We start from the raw sequence: 17815 nt of genomic DNA, 5'->3' as shown, positions 1-17815 counted from the left end.
ACTTAGATGTAGCCTCGTGACCGCAATGGCAACGCGTTGGTCTGTCTTATCGTTTCGGCATTCCGGCGGGGCGCATCAGGCGCTTCTGGGCCGCGATCCTGAACGGCGCGTTGGGTGCGCCGTAGCCTTTGTAGCCGCCGCGCCGTTCGACGATCTCGAAGAAGAATCCTTCGCCGAACGTGGCACTGTAGAGCTGGAAATATTCGCCGTCGCCGTCGCGGTCGTAGAGGATGTTCGCGGCGCGCAGCCGGTCCGCGAAATCGGGATCGAGGCCGAAGCGGGCTTCGAGATCGTCATAGTAGTTCGGCGAAATTTGCAGCGTCGCAAAGCCGCTTTCGACGAGACTGGCGGCGGTGCCGAAGATGTCGTCCGACGCGAATGCCAGGTGCTGGACGCTTGAGCCGAAGCTTTCGGCAATGAAATGCCCGGCAAGCGTTCGCCGGTTCTCGGCACCGTTCAGCGTCAGCCGCAGCGCACCGTCCTCGCTTTCGACCACCTGACTGCGCACGAGGCCGGCCGGATCGACGACGTCGACCATCGGCAGCTTCCGCGTCTTCAGGATCGAGGTGTAGAAGAGCAGCCAGGTCAGCATCTCCTCATGTGCCATGGTCTGCGCGACATGATCGATGCGTGTCAGTCCCGCGCCGCGCCGGTCGTCGCCGGTCGCATCGAATTCGACGTCCCAGACCCGGGCGAGTTCGGAGCGCTCGTCGAGGAAATAGATGACGCCGCCGCCGACGCCGCGAATGGCTGGAATGGCGAGTTCGCCGGGCCCGGGCCGCTGTTCGAAGATTTCCGCGCCGAGCGCTCGTGCCCGCGCCACCGTGGCCGCCGCGTCCTCGACCTTCAGGCCGATCGCATAGGCCGAGACGCCGTGGACGAGGTAGGAGGAATGCGCGAAGCCGCCCTTGTCGGTGTTGACGACGATGTTGATGCCGCCCTGCCGCCAGAGCGTGACGTCCTTCGACTTGTGCCGCGCGGTCTGCGCGAAGCCGATCGTCGACAAAAGCGTGCCCAGTTCCTCCGCTTCGGCCGGCCCGGCTGCGAATTCCACGAATTCGACACCCTCGACCGCGATCCGGTCCGGCATCTTCGGCACGCTGATCGCGATGCCCGGCTCCTTGCGCGCGACTTGGTCCATGAGATGAACGAGCGAGCGCCGGCCGTCGACGGCGATCGATTTCGGCGAGCCGCCGCGGAACTGGTCGTTGAAGATTTCGAGCGAAAGCGGCCCGTCATAACCGGTGGCGGCAACGGCGCGCATGAAGTCGGTGACCGGCAGATCGCCCTCGCCGGGCATGTTGCGGAAGTGCCGGCTCCAGTAGAGAAGGTCCATGTCGATCTTGGGCGCATCGGCAAGCTGGACGATGAAGATGCGGTCGCCGGGAATGGCGCGGATGGTCTCGACGTCGATCCTGCGCGCGAGCGTGTGGAAGGAATCGAGGATCAGGCCGATGTTCGGATGATCGGCACGGCGTACGATCTCCCAAGCGTCGCGGTGGTCGTTGATGTGGCGACCCCAGGCGAGCGCCTCATAGCCGATGCGGATGCCGCGCCGTGCCGCCCGTTCGCCAAGTTCACGAAAATCGTCGGCAGCGCGGTCGATGCCGCCTAGCGCGACCGGTGAGACGTTGGAGCAGACGAGCATGAGATCGGTGCCGAGTTCACCCATCAGGTCGAACTTGCGTTCGGCCCTGTCGAAGCCTCGTTTGCGCTGCGGCTCGGGCATGCCTTCGAAGTCGCGGAACGGCTGGAACAGCGTGATGGTCAGCCCATGGTCACGCACCATGCGCCCGACTTCGGCGGGCGATCCGTCGAAGGCGAGGAAATCGTTCTCGAAGATCTCGACACCGTCGAAGCCGGCGGCCGCGATGGCGGCGAGCTTTTCCTTCAGGTCGCCGCTGATCGAGACGGTCGCGATCGAGGTCTTCATGCCGATTGGTCCTTTCTGGTCAACATGCCATTCGACATGGCCACCGGTGTGCCGCAAGCGTCCCTCCATATAGCGCGGCGCAAGCGAAATCGATCACGCATTGCGTCTGCGCGGGCACCGCGATCATTGTTTCGGCTGGTTTTCCCCGGCGGCTGCATCGTCGAAAATTGCAAGCGATCGCTCGCTCGCGCCGCCAAGGTGCCAGATCATGACGCCGGCCAGCGAATGCTCGCGAGCATAGGCCGCTTTCGCCGCCAGGGATTGCTCGTCCTCATGGCTGATCCAGATCCCTTCGTTCCGATTGAAGAAAAAGGGAACCTTGGCCTCCTCGCTCCAGTGACGGTTGAAGCCCTTGGCTTCCAGTTCCATGTGTCCCAGCGTCCGCAAGTCGAGCCCGTCTGCCGCCCAATCGGGGGCCGCCGCGGCGTCGGCAGGGCGCAGAAAGCCGTCATTGGTCGTGTTCACGCCTCCATATGCGCGGGCATAAAGCGGAATGCCCATGACGATCTTCGATGCCGGGACGCCGGCCAGGCGCAGGGAGGTGATGCTGGCATCGACGGTTGCCAGTGGCGTGGGATCATCCTTGACCGGGTATAGCGGCGCGTTGAAATGGGTGTAGGGCGATCCGACGTGATAATCGTATGTCATGATGTTTAGCGTATCGACGAGGCCGGTCATCCTCTTGAGCTCGACATTGCCGCTGATGGCGACATTGGCGGACAGGGCGGCCATCAGTCCATATCGCCGATTGTTGAACTGGCCGAGCTTGTCGAGCTGCTCTCGAAATTCCTGCATCAGCAAGGTGAAGTTCGCCCGGTCTTCGGACGAACGGCCGTTGTCTGGCAAGCCGCCGTCGACCGGATACTCCCAATCGATGTCAACGCCATCGAAAAGGTCGGGATACGCCTCAAGGAAAACCCGGAGCGTCGAACGCACGAAGCGCTGCCGGCCTTGCTCGCTCGAAGCAATGCGGGAAAAATGGGTGGAGCCGTTCCAGCCGCCCAGGGAGATCAAGACTTGCAGGTGGGGATGACGCGCCTTGAGCGCTTCCATCGCAGCGAAATTTCCGCCCTCCTCCGACCCGGAATCGCAAAGGCCGATATCCGCGCACGGATCGCCAAGTTCGGCCTTCCCCTCGGCGGTCACCGCGCCGAAAGCATAGAGAATGTGCGTCAGCCGACTGGCGTCGATATCGGCGATTTTGGTGCCGTCGCCATAAGCGGTCCACGACGCGAAATAGCCGATGACCGAGAATTCGCGTTCGTGCCGGCTTTCGGTGCCGGACGCCTGCGCCATTGATGCCGTCGTGACGAGCAGTAGAAGGGCACCGAGAAATCCCCTAATGCACAAGGCGGGCACTTTCCCCTGAAGAAATTGCTTCACGACGCTGGATGTTCAGGACGTCCCCGGGCCGAAGTGGTGACAGAAGATCGCCCTCCGTTGTCACAATGCCCTGTGTGGTTCTCCGGACGATCTCGAAGCGAAGCTCCGCCGCCGCTCGCTCATCGTCTCCAAGCGGCAGACTGCGCATTGCCTGCACAAGATTGTCCATCAAGGATCGCGTCGTCTCTTCCTCGGTGATCGACTGTCTGGTCAAAAGGAACGCCCGTTCGGTCGCTATGCGATGGCCGGTCAGGGCCTGGGCGTCGCGCTGACGGGTTTCGACAAGCGTGCGCTCCACCCGTGCCAGCATTCCGCGTAAGTCGTTCCATGTGCTGCGCGCCAGTACATACTCGTCCCGTACGATGTTGACGTTCTGGTCAGTGGTGGTGCCGCGTGCGCGCAGGTTCTGCATGAAGCTCAGCCGTTCCGCCTTGTCCTGAAGCGCCGTCTCGGCATCGGCGAGGCTTTCGGTCAGGATGGCCCGTTCGTTGTTGAGCGACGCGATGACCCCGGCAGCCGCTGCGCTTTGGGAAACGAGCTGCTCTTCCTCCAGGTCGCGAACAGCCCGCTCCTCAGCGATCAGGCGATCGGCGGCAGGCCTGCCTGACAACTCGACCAGACGCTGCATGGCTCCCTCATTCGAACTGCCCTTTTCCTCAGCCAGGACCGTCAGTCGTGCCAGAAGGCGGGCGAGACGATTTTCCGCCTGTGCGACACGCTCGCGCTCGCGTGCAAGGTCGACCATCCGCCATTTGTCGGCGCCGCCCTGCGCGGCAGCGCCGCCGGCCAGTGCCAGTGCGTGCAGAGCCGTCATTCCTGGACTGTAGCGGAAGACGCCCGATTGGGCGAGGTCGCCCGTCACGTAGATCGGTTCGCGCTCCAGGAGTTGGATCGCCACGGCGACCTTGGCGCCCAGCCTGCTTGCAAAACTCGTCTGGATCGCCGTTTCGAGTTGCGTGGCCGTCGCGCCGGACGTCGCTATGGCGCCCACGAGAGGCAGGAAGATGCCGCCGTCTTCCTGAACGACATAGTTGCCGGTTATCTCGGAGCGCTCGACAAGCGACATCAGTGCCGGATCGCCAGGTTTGCTGCTCGCTGCCGCGAAGTTTTCGTAGACGGTGATTTTCAGTTGGTCGCCCAGGACGAAGGTATCGCCTTGGAGCCGCTGGCTCGTCTCGCCCGTTGCCAGGACGGTGGCCGTATTGCCATACGCGTCGGTCGCAGTCGCCTCGACCGGGATCAAGCCGAGCGCGATCGACAGCGAGAAGGCCAAGGACGCCGGCATCGTCCTGACGAAGAATCCGCATCCAGTCTTCATATCGTCTCTCCTCATCGATAGCGTCAGCGTTAAGTTGCGGGCCTCAAGATGCGACCTGTACGCGCGAGCTTGCCCCACCCTACGAACGTGCCCTTCAGGGCAGCGAGCAGTGCGCGGATCGCAACGACGTAAAGGAGTTGCCGGTAGGAGACACGCTGCAGGACGACGAGCGGCAACAGCCGCCACGCCCGCAGGTCGCCATTCAGCGCCAGACCGACACCGGCGGTGAAGAGGTCGACCGCCTGGAAGAGCGCCCAATAGGCGGCGAGAAGCTGAAGCGTCTGGCTATCGATGGGAGACATCGCGCCCGTCAGCGACAGCGCCATCGCGAGGACGATCCAAAGGGTCAGGATGTCCATCAGCGGTGCGATCAGCGTGAAGGCGAACTGAAGCGCGATGTTCGGCAGGATGATGAGGGAAACGCCGCTGGGGCGAGCCGCGATGGCGCCGATATGCTTGAATCCCACCTGCAATGTCCCGAACATCCAGCGGAAGCGCTGCTTGAGGAAGGCGCGTAGCGTCTCGGGGGCTTCGGTCAGTGCGATCGCGCGAGGCGCATTCACGACCTTCCAGCCGGCGCGCTCGATCGCGACCGTCAGGTCCGCATCTTCGGCGAGCGTGTCGGTCGCGTAGCCCTGGACTTCCTCGACTGCGGTCCGGCGCCAGGCACCGATTGCGCCGGGCACCACACCGATCGCGTTGAACAGAGCGAAGGCGGTGCGCTCGAGGTTCTGCCCGATGATGTATTCCAGGGACTGGAAACGGGTGAGCAGGTTGACGGCGTTGCCGACGATTACGCGCCCGGCGACGGCACCGATGGCGGGATCGCCGAAAGGCGCGACCAGATGCTCGATCGCATCGGGCTCGAGCACGGTGTCGCCGTCGATGGCGACGACCACGTCCGCCCTCGTCTGCGCAAAGCCATAGTTGAGCGCGCTTGCCTTGCCGCCATTTTCCTTGCGCAGCACCCGAACGCGCGGGTCGGCGGGGAAGGTCTCGCGAACGATGTCGCTCGTCCGATCCGTGGAACCGTCGTCGATCACGGTGACGACGATCCGGTCGGCGATCGTCGCCGTCAACAGGCCGCGTACCGTGTTGCAGACGACCTTTTCTTCATTGAAGGCCGGCACCAGTACGGCAATGGACCCGCTGAACGCCGACACGGCCGCGCGTGACTGGCGGCGCGTTTGAACGAGCGCGGCCACGATGATGAGGAAGAGGCGAGCGGTTCCGATGATGACCGCCGCAATCGCAATCGTGGGCAGGATGTCGACGACGCTCAGGAAACCGCCGACGAAGGCCGAGCGTATTGCGGACTGGGCGCTGACCGTGAAGGTTTCAGGCATGTACGGCGTCATCATCACGTCACGCGGTACGCCGACCAGTTCATGCGTGGCGACGAAGCGGTAGCCGTCCTTGCGCAATTCCTCGAGGATCAGCGGCAGCGCCTCGACGGTGGCGCTGCGATCGCCACCGGCATCGTGCAGCAACACCGCATTTCCTTCGCCTGCACGCACGGCGCGGATCACCCGATCGGCGATCTGCCGCGGCGTCCAGATCATGTAGTCGAAGGCGTCCACGTCGATACCGCCGAACAGGTAGCCCATTGACGAGGCCGTGACCGAGAGGTTTGGCGCCGTTTCCAGGTAGCCGTATCCGGTCATCGCGAAGGGTGGGCGGAAGAGTGCCGAGCGAATGCCCAGAACGTCCTCGAAGACTCGCTGGGTCGCCGTCAGTTCCGCGGAGATGCGATCCGTGCCGGCCAGGTTGAGGTCGGGATGCGAGAAGGAGTGGTTGCCGATGTCATGCCCGCCCTCGAGTATCCTGCGGGAAATGGCCGGGTGCTTAACGACGCGCTGACCGATCAGGTAGAAGGTCGCCTTGGCGTCGTGCTCCTCGAGAATGTCGAGAATTCTCGACGTCCAGACCGGGTCGGGGCCATCGTCAAACGTCAGCGCCACCATTGCCGCGTCGATGGCGGGCCAAAGTGCAAGCGCGGTCTGTCTGGGTTTCTCCTCGATGGTTTGCGCCACGATGAGCCCGATTCCGGACTGGTAGGAGATTGCGCGCCTTCCTGAGCTTGCCTGGCGGCCAGACAACAGGACGCCCTTGGCATTTTCGAACGCCCCGAAACCCGCCTCGATCGATCGCAGACTTTCGAGCGCGTCACCGTCCGGCAGCTTTCCCTTGCCCACAACGTCGTAGACGCCCTGGTCTTCCCAGCCCAGGCGCCAGATGGCCAATCCCCCGACCGATGCCGCCAGCGCGCTTCGCGCCTGATTGAACATGCTGACGGCGTCGGTCATCCAGACGCGATGAAAATCGCCATCCGTGTCGCGGTAGTCGAAGACGAGGTTCAAGGTGGGCGTGTCGAAGACGATCGGCGCATTCGCCCGGCTGGCGATCTCCCAGGCCTGCTGGACCGACAGCTCCGTCTTGCGGGCACGAGGTCCCCAGTCGATCGCCATCGAGCCAAGGACAGGAATGAGCTTGCTTGGGGGCGCATGGGCCGTATAGGCCCGCAATTGCTGCTCGAACCATCCCTGACTGGCTATGGGGCCTGCAATGGCCGAACTGGCGTCGCGGTGATACAGGGGCAAAAGAACGTAGTCCACCTGATGGACGATCCGCGCCAGTTCGGCCGGCGTCTCGTTGCTCTCGGCCATGTAGAGCAATCCGCGCCCGTCGGGTTCGAGTGCGCTGCGAAGGTCCTCCAGAAAAGCCGCCATCGCCCTCGGGTCGCGGACGCTCGCGGATAAGCCGACGGTTATGCCGTCGAACCCTTGTTCCTGGACGGTCTTCAGGACCTGCGCCACCAACGCGTCTCGAAGGGGAGGCATCGCCATCGCCATCGCAGTTTCGCGCGGCGACAATGTGCTCAGCAGGAGTGGGTACAGCTTCACGCCCCGCGCCTCACGCTTGAGCCAGTCATAGGCCTTGCCGCGTCGCGCAGTGCTGCTCACCATCTCGCCAGTTGCGGAGCGCAGTTCCAGCCATTCGGGGATCAAGCCGTCGAGGTGCGCCGCGTTCCGCTTCAACGAGTTCAGGGCGCCGGTATCCTCGTCCCGGAACATGGCCAGCCGCATCGTTTCGCGGGCACGTTCAGGCACCATGCGATTGTTGCTGGGCTGGATCGCCGGCTCGCCGATCGTGCGCAAAGCTTGGATCGGCCCGGTCGAGGCCGGCGACGTCGTCGGGCGCTCCGCTACGCTCATCGTCGGAGCGAACAGGACGCTCAACGCCACGGTTATGACTGCAAAAACAAGGGCTATGAGGGTTGTTACGAGGGCGAGATTGACCGCGGTCCCCCTTAGACCTGTCGAATCTGAAAATACAGGCGCGGTTCTTGCCATCGAATACAGGGCCCCGGCACGAATTCAAACATTCTGCGCCACAAATCCTGTTAATCCATAGACAAAATTATCTAATCTAATTCGGGCACATGAGTAGTTCGAACAAGTGATGTTAGTGAAGGAAATAAACAATCGGCTAGCGAGCATTTAATCAATGTTGCGTGATCAACTGCAAGCAATGTAGCATCTACGCGCCTGTTTATTTTTGGATCAAGCGGAGATTTCTGAGCGGGGACATCAGTTTATCGTCAAACTGGCGCACTCTCGAGCGATTGGGCGCGGGCGACGCGGGCGGCGATGTCGACGACCAGTTCGACGGCGAGCGTGTCGGGCGATTCCAGCCAGCTTGCGCAAAACGAAAGCTGAGGCATCCGCACATCGGACTGAATCAGCTCCAATCGTCCCGAGTCGAGCTCTTCCTTGACCAGTTGGTAGGGGATGACGGCGACGCCGATCCCTTCGAGCGCGAGATGGACGACCGTTGCCATCGATGCGCTGGCATGCAGCTTGATCGCCGGCAGATCGGGACGGTTGAAGAGCGATTTCACCAGCTCGTAGGGCTGCGTCTTGCGAGCGAAGGTGATGATGGGAAACGTCGCGAGCTGACGGATATCCGCCGGGTTGGGAACCTTCATCGCCGGGCTCGCAATGAAACCGACCGCATATTCGCACAGGAGACGGTTGCGCAGGAGCGGCGCGGTCAGGGGACCGAGCAGGAACGCGATATCGATTTCCTGCGCCAGGAGGCGTGCGCGCAGGGAGGGCGAGATGTCGACCTCGATCTCGACCGACAGGTGCGGATAGCACCGGTTCACTTCCTTGATGAAGTCCGGCAGCCAAGTGTGCACGATCGTCTCGGCGACGCCCAGCCTGATGATGCCGCGGATCGCCGCGGTGTCGCGCAGGGCGGCCAGCATCTCGGCCCGCATGCCGATCATCTTTTCCGCATAGCCGAGCACCTGCCGGCCACGCGCGGTGGGCGTGATGTTGCGTGCTTCACGCGTCAGGAGCTTGAAGCCGAGTTCGTCTTCGAGCTGCGCGATCCGGTGCGAAATCGCCGGCTGGGTGGTGTTGAGCTTTTGCGCAGCCCCGCGAAAGCTGCCGAGCGCCACGACCCAGACGAAGGTTTCCAGCCCCTTGAAATCGACCATCCAGCCTCAGCCCTGCGCTATGCTCAACCCAGCTTACAATGGTCATCGCCAATGCGGGAACGCAAGCAATCCATCATGTGGGCCGACGTTGGGCGATGACGGTCAAGGCAATGGTGATTGCAAGAGATGCCAGGAGAGCGGCGCCGAAGGCCTGCCATTGCCCGATCGTTTGGCTCGTCACTGCAAGCGCGAGGCAAAAGCCCGCCAGGCTGACGACGCCGACGAGACCGGCATGGGCGGTCTGGCCGGCGATTTCGGCGCCGTGGTCGAGACGCAGCGACAAGAGGATGACGCAAAAGCCGATGGGGAATGCCAGCAGCGTTCCGGCAAGTGACGCGCCGAGGCGCGACGCGGCGAATGTCACGCATCCCACCAGCATTCCTGCCGCGATGCCGCGCAGGATCAGGAGGCTCCAGCGTGCGGGCGAGGGCGCCCGCCTGTCGGGATCGACGAAGCGGCGGCCGACCAGACGTGCAAGCAATGTGGTGAGCGCGAACAAGGCAGTGCCGACGAACGGGTCGTGCGGCACGAAGGCCAGCGGAATGGCCAGAACGCACCAGGCCGCGATGGCGGCGGCCGTGGCGCCCGCTGCTCCAAGGCGCGTCGAGGCGACGACGAATGCGCCGAGGAATATCTGCGTCGCGGCGAGCGAAAAGATCGCTCCCGATGCGCTGGCGGCGACGAAGTCGGCGGAATGTTCGCGCAGCATGAAGAAGAAGCCGGGCGCGAGCACGATCGGCAGGCCGATGACGACGCCGCCGATCGTCGGGCCGAGCCGGGCGGCGATCCAGGCGACGAAGACGACGACGAAGGCCGTGGACGCGGCCCTGATCGCGAATTCGGTCCACTGGCCGGCATCGCTCATGCGTCGAGGATGGCTTGCGCCTTCTCCGCGAGGTCCAGCACGCGCCAGTCGGCTCCGCCGGGCGCAAAGAGCATCAATCCCGTCGCGAGCTTCTGGTCACCCTGCATCGGCAGCGTCGCCGCGCAGCCGTCGAGGAAGTTCACGGCCGACGGATTGCGCAGCATCGATGCGTTGAGCCTGTCGAAGTCGGCTTCGACATCTGCGATCAGCGGCGCGACCGTGGGTACGGTCGGCGCAACGAAGGCATCGAAATCGCGAGCCAGAATCTCGAACGCGGCGACGGCGTACTTGCGCTTGGCGTGGGCATCTTGCACGTCGGACGCGCCAAACCCTTCGGCCGCGCGAATCCGGCTCAGGACGCGCGCATCGCCGACTGTTTCCAACGCGGCGAGCCTGTCCTTGTGGATCGCATGCGCCTCGGTCGCGACGAGGATGCGGTTGACGCTGCCGAACCCGTCGAGCATCGGCAGGTCCAAGTCGACGAGTTCGAACCCGCCGGCAGCAAGGCGCTCGAGGGCCAAGTCGAAATCGCGGGCAACTTGCTCATCGAGCCCTTCGGTCAGAAGGCCGCGCGCAACGCCGATGCGCGGGCTGCGGACGGTGTCGGCGTCCGGGCGCTGCGTCTGCGACAGAACCGCGTAGACGGCTGCGCACTCCGCAATCGTGCGGGCGAGCGGACCGATGCTGTCATAGGTCTGCGACAGCGGAAATGCGCCGTCGAGCGGCACCGATGCCTGCGTCGGCTTGAAGCCGGAAAGGCCGTTGAGCGCGGCCGGAATGCGCACCGAGCCGCCCGTGTCCGAACCAAGCGCTACGTCGGCCAGTCCGAGCGCGACGGTGACGGAACCGCCCGACGTCGATCCACCAGTGATGCGGGCCGGATCGAGAGCATTGGACGGATTGCCGAAATGCGGGTTCAGCCCCACGCCCGAATAGGCGAATTCGGACATGGTGGTGCGCCCGAAGGCAACCGCGCCCGCAGCTTTCAGCCGCCGGACGGCTTCGGCATCGCGCGCCGCTGCCGGTTCGCTGCCGAGAATGGTCGAGCCTGCCGTCGTGGCGATGCCGGCCTCGTCGAACAGATCCTTGATCGAGACGAGCAGGCCGGCCAGAGGCTTGCGGCTCCGCCCCGCATCTGCATCGAGCGCGCGGGCATCATCGAGGATGCGCGCGGCGTCGAAGCTGGTGAAGATCGACGCCCGCATATCGGGCGCGAGCGCCATTGCGCGATCGATGGCAGCGCGCGCGCGATCTTCGGCGCGAAGGGGCGAATTGTCGTTCATGCGGGCCTCACGAAATGACGGGCAGGGGGGTCATCTCGTAGCAGTGCTCGATCGTTCGGCCCAGCCTCTCGTCGATCATTTCCATGCGGAAGAACCGCGACGGGCGCACGCCGCCCGACAGGACGGCGAAGGTGCCGCACATCATCGCGGTGCCCGCGTTTAGCCGCAGCGCGCCGGATGCGGCCGGCGACGAAGCCACCAGCTCGCCCAGCGGACGGATCGAGGCGAGCTTGCCGTCCTGATAGGGCGTCCATTCGGCGTTCGCGTCGTCGCGGACGAAGGAACGGATGCGGATGTCGTCGAGATGGCCCTCGACCTCGTCGAATGGCCACAGGACGGGCGCGACCGGCTTGGCGCAGATTTGCTTCGACAGTGCGACGGAATGGGTTTCCAGTTTGCGGTCGGTGTGGTCGGAGCCAAGACCGAGATAAAGCCGCGTCCCGTCGTCGACCAGCACCGGCTCGGCCTCGCCCGACGACGTGCCGTCGACGGTTTCGATCGTTTCCTGCGTGGTCAGGAGACTGGCCGAGACGCGGTAGAAGAGCGGCACGGTGCTCGGCGGGGGAACGCCGATTTCCTGCAGTTCTGCGATATGGTGGTTCACGGCATCTGCATTGCGTCCGGTCCAGCCGGCGATGATGCCTCGATTGATGTCGATGGATGCCTTGCCGTGGCCGACGATCTCGAATTCCAGTTTATTGGTCATGTGTTTTCCGTGACTTCTCGAATGGCGTTGGTCAGGCCGGCGCGAAGAACAGGGCGATGCTCGGGAATGCGACGAGCAGGACCACCATCAGCAGCATGACGAAGACGAAGGGGATGACGCCGATCATGACGTCGCTCAGCCGGCCGCTCTTTCGCGCGCCCTGCACGACATAGAGGTTCAGCCCGACGGGCGGCGTGATCAGCGCCATTTCGATCAGGACGATCAGCAGGATGCCGAACCAGACCTTGTCGAAGCCGAGGCCGGCGATGATCGGGACGACGATCGGAATGGTCGCGATCATCAAGGCCAGCGTCTCGATGAAGAAGCCGAGCACGATGTACATCAGGATGATGACGAGCAGCATGCCGTAAGGCCCGAGGCCGAGGTCGTTGAGGAAGGTGGTCAATTGACGCCCGAGCCCGGTCGCGCCGAGCGCGTAGTTGAGGAAGTAGGCGCCGACGATGACGAACATCACCATCGACGTGGTCCGGACGGTACCGAGAAGGGCGGCGCGCATGTTGGCTAGCGTGACCGCGCCGTGGAAGGCGGCGATGACGAGCGCCATGGCAACGCCGATGGCGGCCGCTTCGGTAGGCGTCGCCCAGCCGCGATAGATCGAGCCGATGATCACGGCGAAGACGAGGAAGACGGGGATCAGATGCGGCAGACCGGCCAGCCGCTCGCGCCAGGTGAAGGAGCGGCTGGGGCCACCCAGTTCCGGCTTGATCTTGCAGATGATGGCTGTGATCAGCATGAAGCCGAGAGCCATCAGGAGGCCGGGAATGATGCCTGCCATGAAGAGTTGCGGCACCGAGGTCTGGGTCAAGAAGCCATAGACGATCAGGTTGATCGAGGGCGGCAGCATGATGCCGAGCGTGCCGCCGGCCGCGATGGCGCCGGCGAAGAGCTTGGGATCGTAGCCCTGTTTTTCGGCCTGCGGCATGGCGACGGTTGCAACTGTTGCCGCCGTTGCGACCGACGAGCCCGAGGTTGCCGAAAACATCGTCGCCGTGCCGATATTGGCGTGGACGAGGCCGCCCGGTAACCAGGAGAACCAGGTGTCGAGCGTCGCATAGGTGCGTTCGGCAATGCCCGCCCGCACCAGGATTTCGCCCAGGAGGACGAAGAGCGGAATGGCGATCAGGAGAAAGCTGTCCGAGGACGAATAGACCATCTGGCCGAGGCCCCGCATCAGCGGCAGGGGCGAGAAGAATGCGTCGAGACCAAATCCGAGGATGAAAAGCGCGGCACCTACCGGGATGGAAAGCGCCAGCAGGACGGCGAGACCGATCGCGACATAGGTGATCATGAGACTTCTCCCGTTTCCAGTGGAATGCCCGAGAGGTCGGTGACGAGGTTCCACTGCCGCGCGAAGGCGAGGATCACCGTGCAGACCAGCATGACGGACGCCGTCAACGTCATCCACGCCCATCCGGCAAACCAGATCACCTGCGGAATCCACAACTGGATCGCCAGGGGCGTGTTGGATCGCGAGCCGCGCTCAACCGATTTGGCGAGGACGTCATAGGCATAGTAGGCGACGAGCACCGCCACGCAGAGCACGCTCGCAAGCGCGATCACATCGAACAGAGCGCGGCCGGGCGCAGGCAGTTTCGCGTGGACGATGTCGATGCGCACATGGGCACGCTCGACCAGCGCGTAGGAAAAGCCCCAGGTCGCGATGCCGGCCATGACGTAGCCGGCAAGCTCATCCGCGCCGCCGACGCGAAAGAACGGAATGCGGCGGCCGACAACCTCGGAAAGGATGAGGGCGACGGTGATCATCAGAACCACGCCGCAGATGAGCGCGATCCAGCGGTTGAGTGTTTTCACGAGATCGGCGATACGCATCGCCGACCCCGCAAGTGACCTTTGTCCAGACATCGCGTCGCCCTCGGTTCCTCGCCTTTACTGGGCGATCGTCACGTCGAATTCCGCGCCGATGCTCTCGTTCCAGCGCGCGGCCCAGTCGCCACCGGCGCGTTCGGCCCAATCGGGCAGGATCGTTTCTTCAAGCACCTGCACGGCACGTGCCTTGTCTTCTTCGGAGAGCTCGACCAGCGTCATCGAAGCCGCCGCGCCCGCCGCGCATTCGCCGCCGGTCAGGCAGGCGATGTCACGCTCCAGCGCGCCGCCCGCATCCGCCCATGCCTTCGCCTCGAACTCGGTCGCGACCTGTTCGGTGAGGAAGGTCTGGACGGCAGGATCGAGGGCTTCCCATGCGTCGAGATTGACGGCGGTGATGACCGGGTCCCAGCCGCCGAGCGGCAGGTTGACGAGATGGGTCGAGGATTCGAACCAGCCCGACGCATAGCCGGAGCCGGCGCCCGTGACCGCGCAGTCGATGACGCCGCGCTCGAGCGCGCCCGGCACTTCCGAGAACGCCATCGTCACGCCTTCGGCGCCCAAGGCTTCCAGGAACAGCGAGGTCATGCGGCCCGAACCACGGATCTTCTTGCCCTCGAGGTCCGCGAGACTGGCGACTTCCGCGTTGCAGAAGACGATCTGCGGCGGGTAGGGCGCGATGGCGAGGGCGTGGGCATTGAAGCGGTCGCGCATGATGTCCGCCACCATCGGCTTGGCGGCTTCGGTCATGCGCTGCGCGGAATCGGCGTCGGTGGCGATCAGCGGCACGTCGAGGCCTTCGAGTTCGGGCGCATCGCCGACCGTGTAGTCGCCGACCGTCATGCCGACGTCGAACACGCCGTCGCCGAGCATGCGGAAGACGTCGCCGCCGGTGACGCCCATCTGGTCGAACGTGGTCATGTTGACGGTGATCTTGCCGTTGGAGGCGGTCGGAACCGTCTCTTCCCAGAAGCCGCGCTCGAATTCCTGGTAAAGTGGAAGATTGCTCCAGCTACCAACGACGTTGAGCGTCGTCTCGGGCAGGTCTTGGGCGGATGCGGCGAAGGCGAGCGGAGCCATTGCGGCGCCGGCAAGAAGCGTGCGGATGATGGTTTTCATTTTTCAGTTCCCCTTGTTTTGTTGATCTTCATCGACCGGCTTCTGGCGCCGGGTATGCGGTTATGCGATCTCCGCTCGAAGGTCGGTCACCAGCATGTGGCCCGGCGCATGCGTGATCGCGATTTCCGGCCTGGCGTGCCGGATGGCGGTTTGCGGCGTGACGCCGCATGCCCAGAAGACGGGAACGTCGCCGGGGCGAATGTCGGGCGCATCACCGAAATCCGGCTTTGCGATATCATGGATGCCGATCTGCGCGGGATCGCCGATATGGACCGGCGCGCCATGCGCCTGCGGCAGATGCGAGGACAGGATGATCGCGCGGATCGCGTCCTGCGGCGAAAACGAGCGCATCGAGACCACCAGCGGACCGGCGAACGGGCCGGCCGCAACGGTCGGGATATTGGTCTCGTACATCGCGACGTTGCGATCGGCCTCGATATGGCGGACCGGAATGCCGGCACGCAGCAATGCGGTCTCGAACGAGAACGAACAGCCCAGCACGAAGGTCACGAAATCGGCGCGCCAGAGCGCTTCGATATCCGTCGCCGTGTCCGTCGGCTCGCCGTTCCGGAAAATGCGGTAGCGCGGGGCGTCGTGGCGGATATCGAGATCGGCGCCGAGCGAGGGCAATTTCGGATCGCCGACTTCCGACACGCCCAAAATCGGCGCGGGCTTGGGGTTGCGAACGCAAAAGCGAAGGAAGTCGTCGGCATAGGCGGCCGGCAGGATCACCAGATTGCCTTGCTGAAATCCCTGGGCGAGGCCGCTCGTCGGTGCGGAGTGCTGCCCGGTTCGGCAGGCTTTGCGCACCTGTTCGGCGGTTTCGAAGCGAACGCTATCCATTCTGGCGGGTCTCGCATCTGGTCATGCGTCCGGCCTCGAAAATCATCTCGTGCCGGCTACTGATCGCAATTAAGTCGCGAGAATGGCGATGAGTCGAATTTTTAGTTTTCATCGGCTTCGATCAATTTCATTCATCGCCACGTCGGCACTAGAAAATGTTCGAGCGCTCATACTGCACCGGCCAAGAAACGTCGGCTGCGCGCAACGAATTTGCGGCGCGCAGCGGCCAGTGCGGGTCCGCCATCAGACCGCGGCCCAATAGAACGAGATCGGCCGAGCCGTTGGCGATGATGGATTCGGCGAGGTCCGGCGCGTTGAGAAGGCCAACCGCCGCAGTCGCCATGCCCGTCGCCTCGCGCACCTTTTGGGCGAGCGGAACCTGATAGCCGGGATGGATCGGGATCGATTGGCGCGGATCATTGCCGCCCGACGAGCAATCGACGAGATCGATATCGCCTCGCTCCTTGAGGATTCGAACGAGCCGGATCGTGTCGTCGACGTTCCAGCCGCCTTCCATCCAGTCCGTCACCGACAGGCGCAGGAACAGGGGCAGGTCGTCGGGCCATTCGCGCCGCACAGCGTCGAGCGATTGCAGCAGGAAGCGGATGCGGTTTTCGAAGCTGCCGCCATAGGCGTCGTCGCGAGAATTGCTGACCGGCGAATAGAATTGGTGGATCAGGTAGCCGTGGGCCGCATGGATTTCGAGTATCTGGAAACCGGCTTCGCGGGCGCGGCGTGTCGCCTGCGCCAAAGCCTCGATTTCTGTGCGGATGCCGTCCTCGTCGAGCGTCCGCGGCGCGGGCCATGCGGCGGCATAGGGCAGGCCGGAACACGACACGGTTTCCCATCCGCCATCTTCCGGCGCCACCGGCCCGCTTCCCTCCCACGGCCTGCCGACCGACGCCTTGCGTCCGGCATGGCCAAGCTGGATGGCGGGCACGGCCCCTTGCGCGGAGACGAACCGCGCGATGCGCGCCAGCGCATCGCGTTGGTCGTCGTTCCACAGGCCCAGATCGTGCTGCGTGATCCGGCCGTGCGGCGCGACATGCACCGCTTCCGTGCAGACGATGCCCGCACCGCCAACGGCGCGCGCGCCCAGATGAACGAGGTGCCAGTCATTCGCCATCCCGTCGACGGCGGAATACTGGCACATCGGCGACAGCATGATGCGGTTACGCGTCTCGACGGACCGGAAACTGATCGGTCGGAACAGATGGGGCCGGGGATCGCGGCGCAAAATGCGGCGGCCATCTTCGCCCGAAACCCGCGAATCCGTACTCGACTTCTGGCTGTCCGGTTTCGTCATGCGCTGCTCCTGTCCGCTCGATCCCATGGGGCTGGGGCCCATCCATCTGCCGCAGATTGGTGCATGGCGATGGGCCGAGTCGAATGGTCAGTTTTGATCGCCGCCGATCAATCGCGCTTATCGCGCGAGGACGAGCGAGACGGGATGAAACGCGCTTTCGTCAAGCACGCCGCCGGTGTTGAGATGGCGCGCGAGATCCAGCGTCGTGGACCGGCGCGTCAGCATCGCGCAGATAACTTCGTCGTCCTCGATACGCGTGGCATGCCAACAGCCCGGCCGCATGCAGACGCCTTGTCCAGGCGGAACCTGGAACGCCCTGACGCTCGCCTCGTCCACCGACCCGTCCGGAAGCCCGAGGCCGACGATCTGGATGATCGCGCCGTTCAGAGGGATGATGGCCTGTTGCGTCAGGAGATGGGCTTCCAGCCGGGCGATCGCGACATCGCGGCTGCGATAGACGACCCACAGCATCTCGGTCTGCCCGCCGGCGGTGTCGAAGACATGCTCGCTCCAAAAATCGCTGGCCGGGCTGAAGAAGCTCGCCGCATCCGCCGGGTCGCAGGGCTTGCCCAGCATCCAGCCATAAGGCGCGATAGCCTCAGCCGTCAGCGGCTCGATTGCAAGTAAACGGGCCATGCTCGTCTCCTTCGGATCATCGCCCCTGCAATGCGCAATTCAACGCCGAATGTCGAATTGTCGTTGCTGATTGC

14 protein-coding genes are annotated in these 17815 nt (G+C 64.0%); all 14 read right to left on the bottom strand.

Features of this window, described 5'->3' with window-relative positions; translation table 11 throughout:
• Positions 1-46: 46 nt before the first annotated feature.
• Positions 47-1933, bottom strand: coding sequence for a bifunctional sugar phosphate isomerase/epimerase/4-hydroxyphenylpyruvate dioxygenase family protein (locus tag ACT6QU_RS09305; protein WP_444563658.1), 1887 nt, complete (start codon positions 1931-1933; stop codon positions 47-49).
• Positions 1934-2056: 123 nt separating this feature from the next.
• Positions 2057-3229 (bottom strand): glycoside hydrolase family 18 protein, encoded by a 1173-nt coding sequence (locus tag ACT6QU_RS09300; RefSeq protein WP_444563659.1) that lies wholly within the window; start codon positions 3227-3229, stop codon positions 2057-2059.
• A 43-nt stretch (positions 3230-3272) separates the two neighbouring features.
• Positions 3273-4589 (bottom strand): polysaccharide biosynthesis/export family protein, encoded by a 1317-nt coding sequence (locus tag ACT6QU_RS09295; protein ID WP_444563660.1) that lies wholly within the window; start codon positions 4587-4589, stop codon positions 3273-3275.
• Between the two features lie 74 nt (positions 4590-4663).
• On the bottom strand, positions 4664-7879 hold the full coding sequence (locus ACT6QU_RS09290) for a glycosyltransferase (protein ID WP_444563661.1): 3216 nt from the start codon (positions 7877-7879) through the stop codon (positions 4664-4666).
• A 356-nt stretch (positions 7880-8235) separates the two neighbouring features.
• Positions 8236-9138: a LysR family transcriptional regulator gene (locus ACT6QU_RS09285; protein ID WP_444563662.1), complete on the bottom strand. Its 903-nt coding sequence runs from the start codon at positions 9136-9138 to the stop codon at positions 8236-8238.
• A gap of 73 nt (positions 9139-9211) precedes the next feature.
• On the bottom strand, positions 9212-10003 hold the full coding sequence (locus ACT6QU_RS09280) for a hypothetical protein (protein WP_444563663.1): 792 nt from the start codon (positions 10001-10003) through the stop codon (positions 9212-9214).
• Entirely contained in the window at positions 10000-11286 is a 1287-nt protein-coding gene (locus ACT6QU_RS09275) for an amidase family protein (RefSeq protein ID WP_444563664.1), read from the bottom strand. The genes ACT6QU_RS09280 and ACT6QU_RS09275 overlap by 4 nt, the downstream gene beginning before the upstream one ends.
• Before the next feature lie 7 nt (positions 11287-11293).
• Complete coding sequence (locus ACT6QU_RS09270) at positions 11294-11992, bottom strand: DUF2848 domain-containing protein (protein WP_444563665.1); 699 nt, start codon at positions 11990-11992, stop codon at positions 11294-11296.
• A gap of 31 nt (positions 11993-12023) precedes the next feature.
• Positions 12024-13301, bottom strand: a complete 1278-nt coding sequence (locus ACT6QU_RS09265; RefSeq protein WP_444563666.1) for a TRAP transporter large permease — start codon at positions 13299-13301, stop codon at positions 12024-12026.
• Positions 13298-13843, bottom strand: coding sequence for a TRAP transporter small permease subunit (locus ACT6QU_RS09260; RefSeq protein WP_024587105.1), 546 nt, complete (start codon positions 13841-13843; stop codon positions 13298-13300). The genes ACT6QU_RS09265 and ACT6QU_RS09260 overlap by 4 nt, the downstream gene beginning before the upstream one ends.
• Positions 13844-13900: 57 nt before the next feature.
• The gene (locus tag ACT6QU_RS09255) at positions 13901-14956 is read right to left on the bottom strand and encodes a TRAP transporter substrate-binding protein (RefSeq protein ID WP_444563667.1); all 1056 of its coding nucleotides are present in this window, start codon (positions 14954-14956) and stop codon (positions 13901-13903) included.
• Positions 14957-15016: 60 nt separating this feature from the next.
• Entirely contained in the window at positions 15017-15799 is a 783-nt protein-coding gene (locus ACT6QU_RS09250; protein WP_444563668.1) for a putative hydro-lyase, read from the bottom strand.
• A gap of 148 nt (positions 15800-15947) precedes the next feature.
• Positions 15948-17105, bottom strand: coding sequence for an NADH:flavin oxidoreductase/NADH oxidase (locus tag ACT6QU_RS09245; protein ID WP_444563669.1), 1158 nt, complete (start codon positions 17103-17105; stop codon positions 15948-15950).
• A gap of 117 nt (positions 17106-17222) precedes the next feature.
• The gene (locus ACT6QU_RS09240) at positions 17223-17741 is read right to left on the bottom strand and encodes an ureidoglycolate lyase (RefSeq protein WP_444563670.1); all 519 of its coding nucleotides are present in this window, start codon (positions 17739-17741) and stop codon (positions 17223-17225) included.
• Between the last annotated feature and the right edge of the window lie 74 nt (positions 17742-17815).

It is taken from the genome of Aliihoeflea sp. (assembly GCF_052435475.1).
Taxonomy (GTDB): Bacteria; Pseudomonadota; Alphaproteobacteria; order Rhizobiales; family Rhizobiaceae; genus Aliihoeflea.
Note: the sequence above shows the minus strand (reverse complement) of the source record. Positions and strands in the feature narration are given on the sequence as shown.

Excerpts from the sequence above, each read along its gene's own strand:
- ACT6QU_RS09305 (WP_444563658.1), bottom strand. The coding sequence starts at position 1,933 with ATGAAGACCTCGATCGCGACCGTCTCGATCAGCGGCGACCTGAAGGAA.
- ACT6QU_RS09300 (WP_444563659.1), bottom strand. The coding sequence starts at position 3,229 with ATGGCGCAGGCGTCCGGCACCGAAAGCCGGCACGAACGCGAATTCTCG.
- ACT6QU_RS09285 (WP_444563662.1), bottom strand. The coding sequence starts at position 9,138 with ATGGTCGATTTCAAGGGGCTGGAAACCTTCGTCTGGGTCGTGGCGCTC.
- ACT6QU_RS09280 (WP_444563663.1), bottom strand. The coding sequence starts at position 10,003 with ATGAGCGATGCCGGCCAGTGGACCGAATTCGCGATCAGGGCCGCGTCC.
- ACT6QU_RS09275 (WP_444563664.1), bottom strand. The coding sequence starts at position 11,286 with ATGAACGACAATTCGCCCCTTCGCGCCGAAGATCGCGCGCGCGCTGCC.
- ACT6QU_RS09270 (WP_444563665.1), bottom strand. The coding sequence starts at position 11,992 with ATGACCAATAAACTGGAATTCGAGATCGTCGGCCACGGCAAGGCATCC.
- ACT6QU_RS09265 (WP_444563666.1), bottom strand. The coding sequence starts at position 13,301 with ATGATCACCTATGTCGCGATCGGTCTCGCCGTCCTGCTGGCGCTTTCC.
- ACT6QU_RS09260 (WP_024587105.1), bottom strand. The coding sequence starts at position 13,843 with ATGCGTATCGCCGATCTCGTGAAAACACTCAACCGCTGGATCGCGCTC.
- ACT6QU_RS09255 (WP_444563667.1), bottom strand. The coding sequence starts at position 14,956 with ATGAAAACCATCATCCGCACGCTTCTTGCCGGCGCCGCAATGGCTCCG.
- ACT6QU_RS09250 (WP_444563668.1), bottom strand. The coding sequence starts at position 15,799 with ATGGATAGCGTTCGCTTCGAAACCGCCGAACAGGTGCGCAAAGCCTGC.
- ACT6QU_RS09245 (WP_444563669.1), bottom strand. The coding sequence starts at position 17,105 with ATGACGAAACCGGACAGCCAGAAGTCGAGTACGGATTCGCGGGTTTCG.
- ACT6QU_RS09240 (WP_444563670.1), bottom strand. The coding sequence starts at position 17,741 with ATGGCCCGTTTACTTGCAATCGAGCCGCTGACGGCTGAGGCTATCGCG.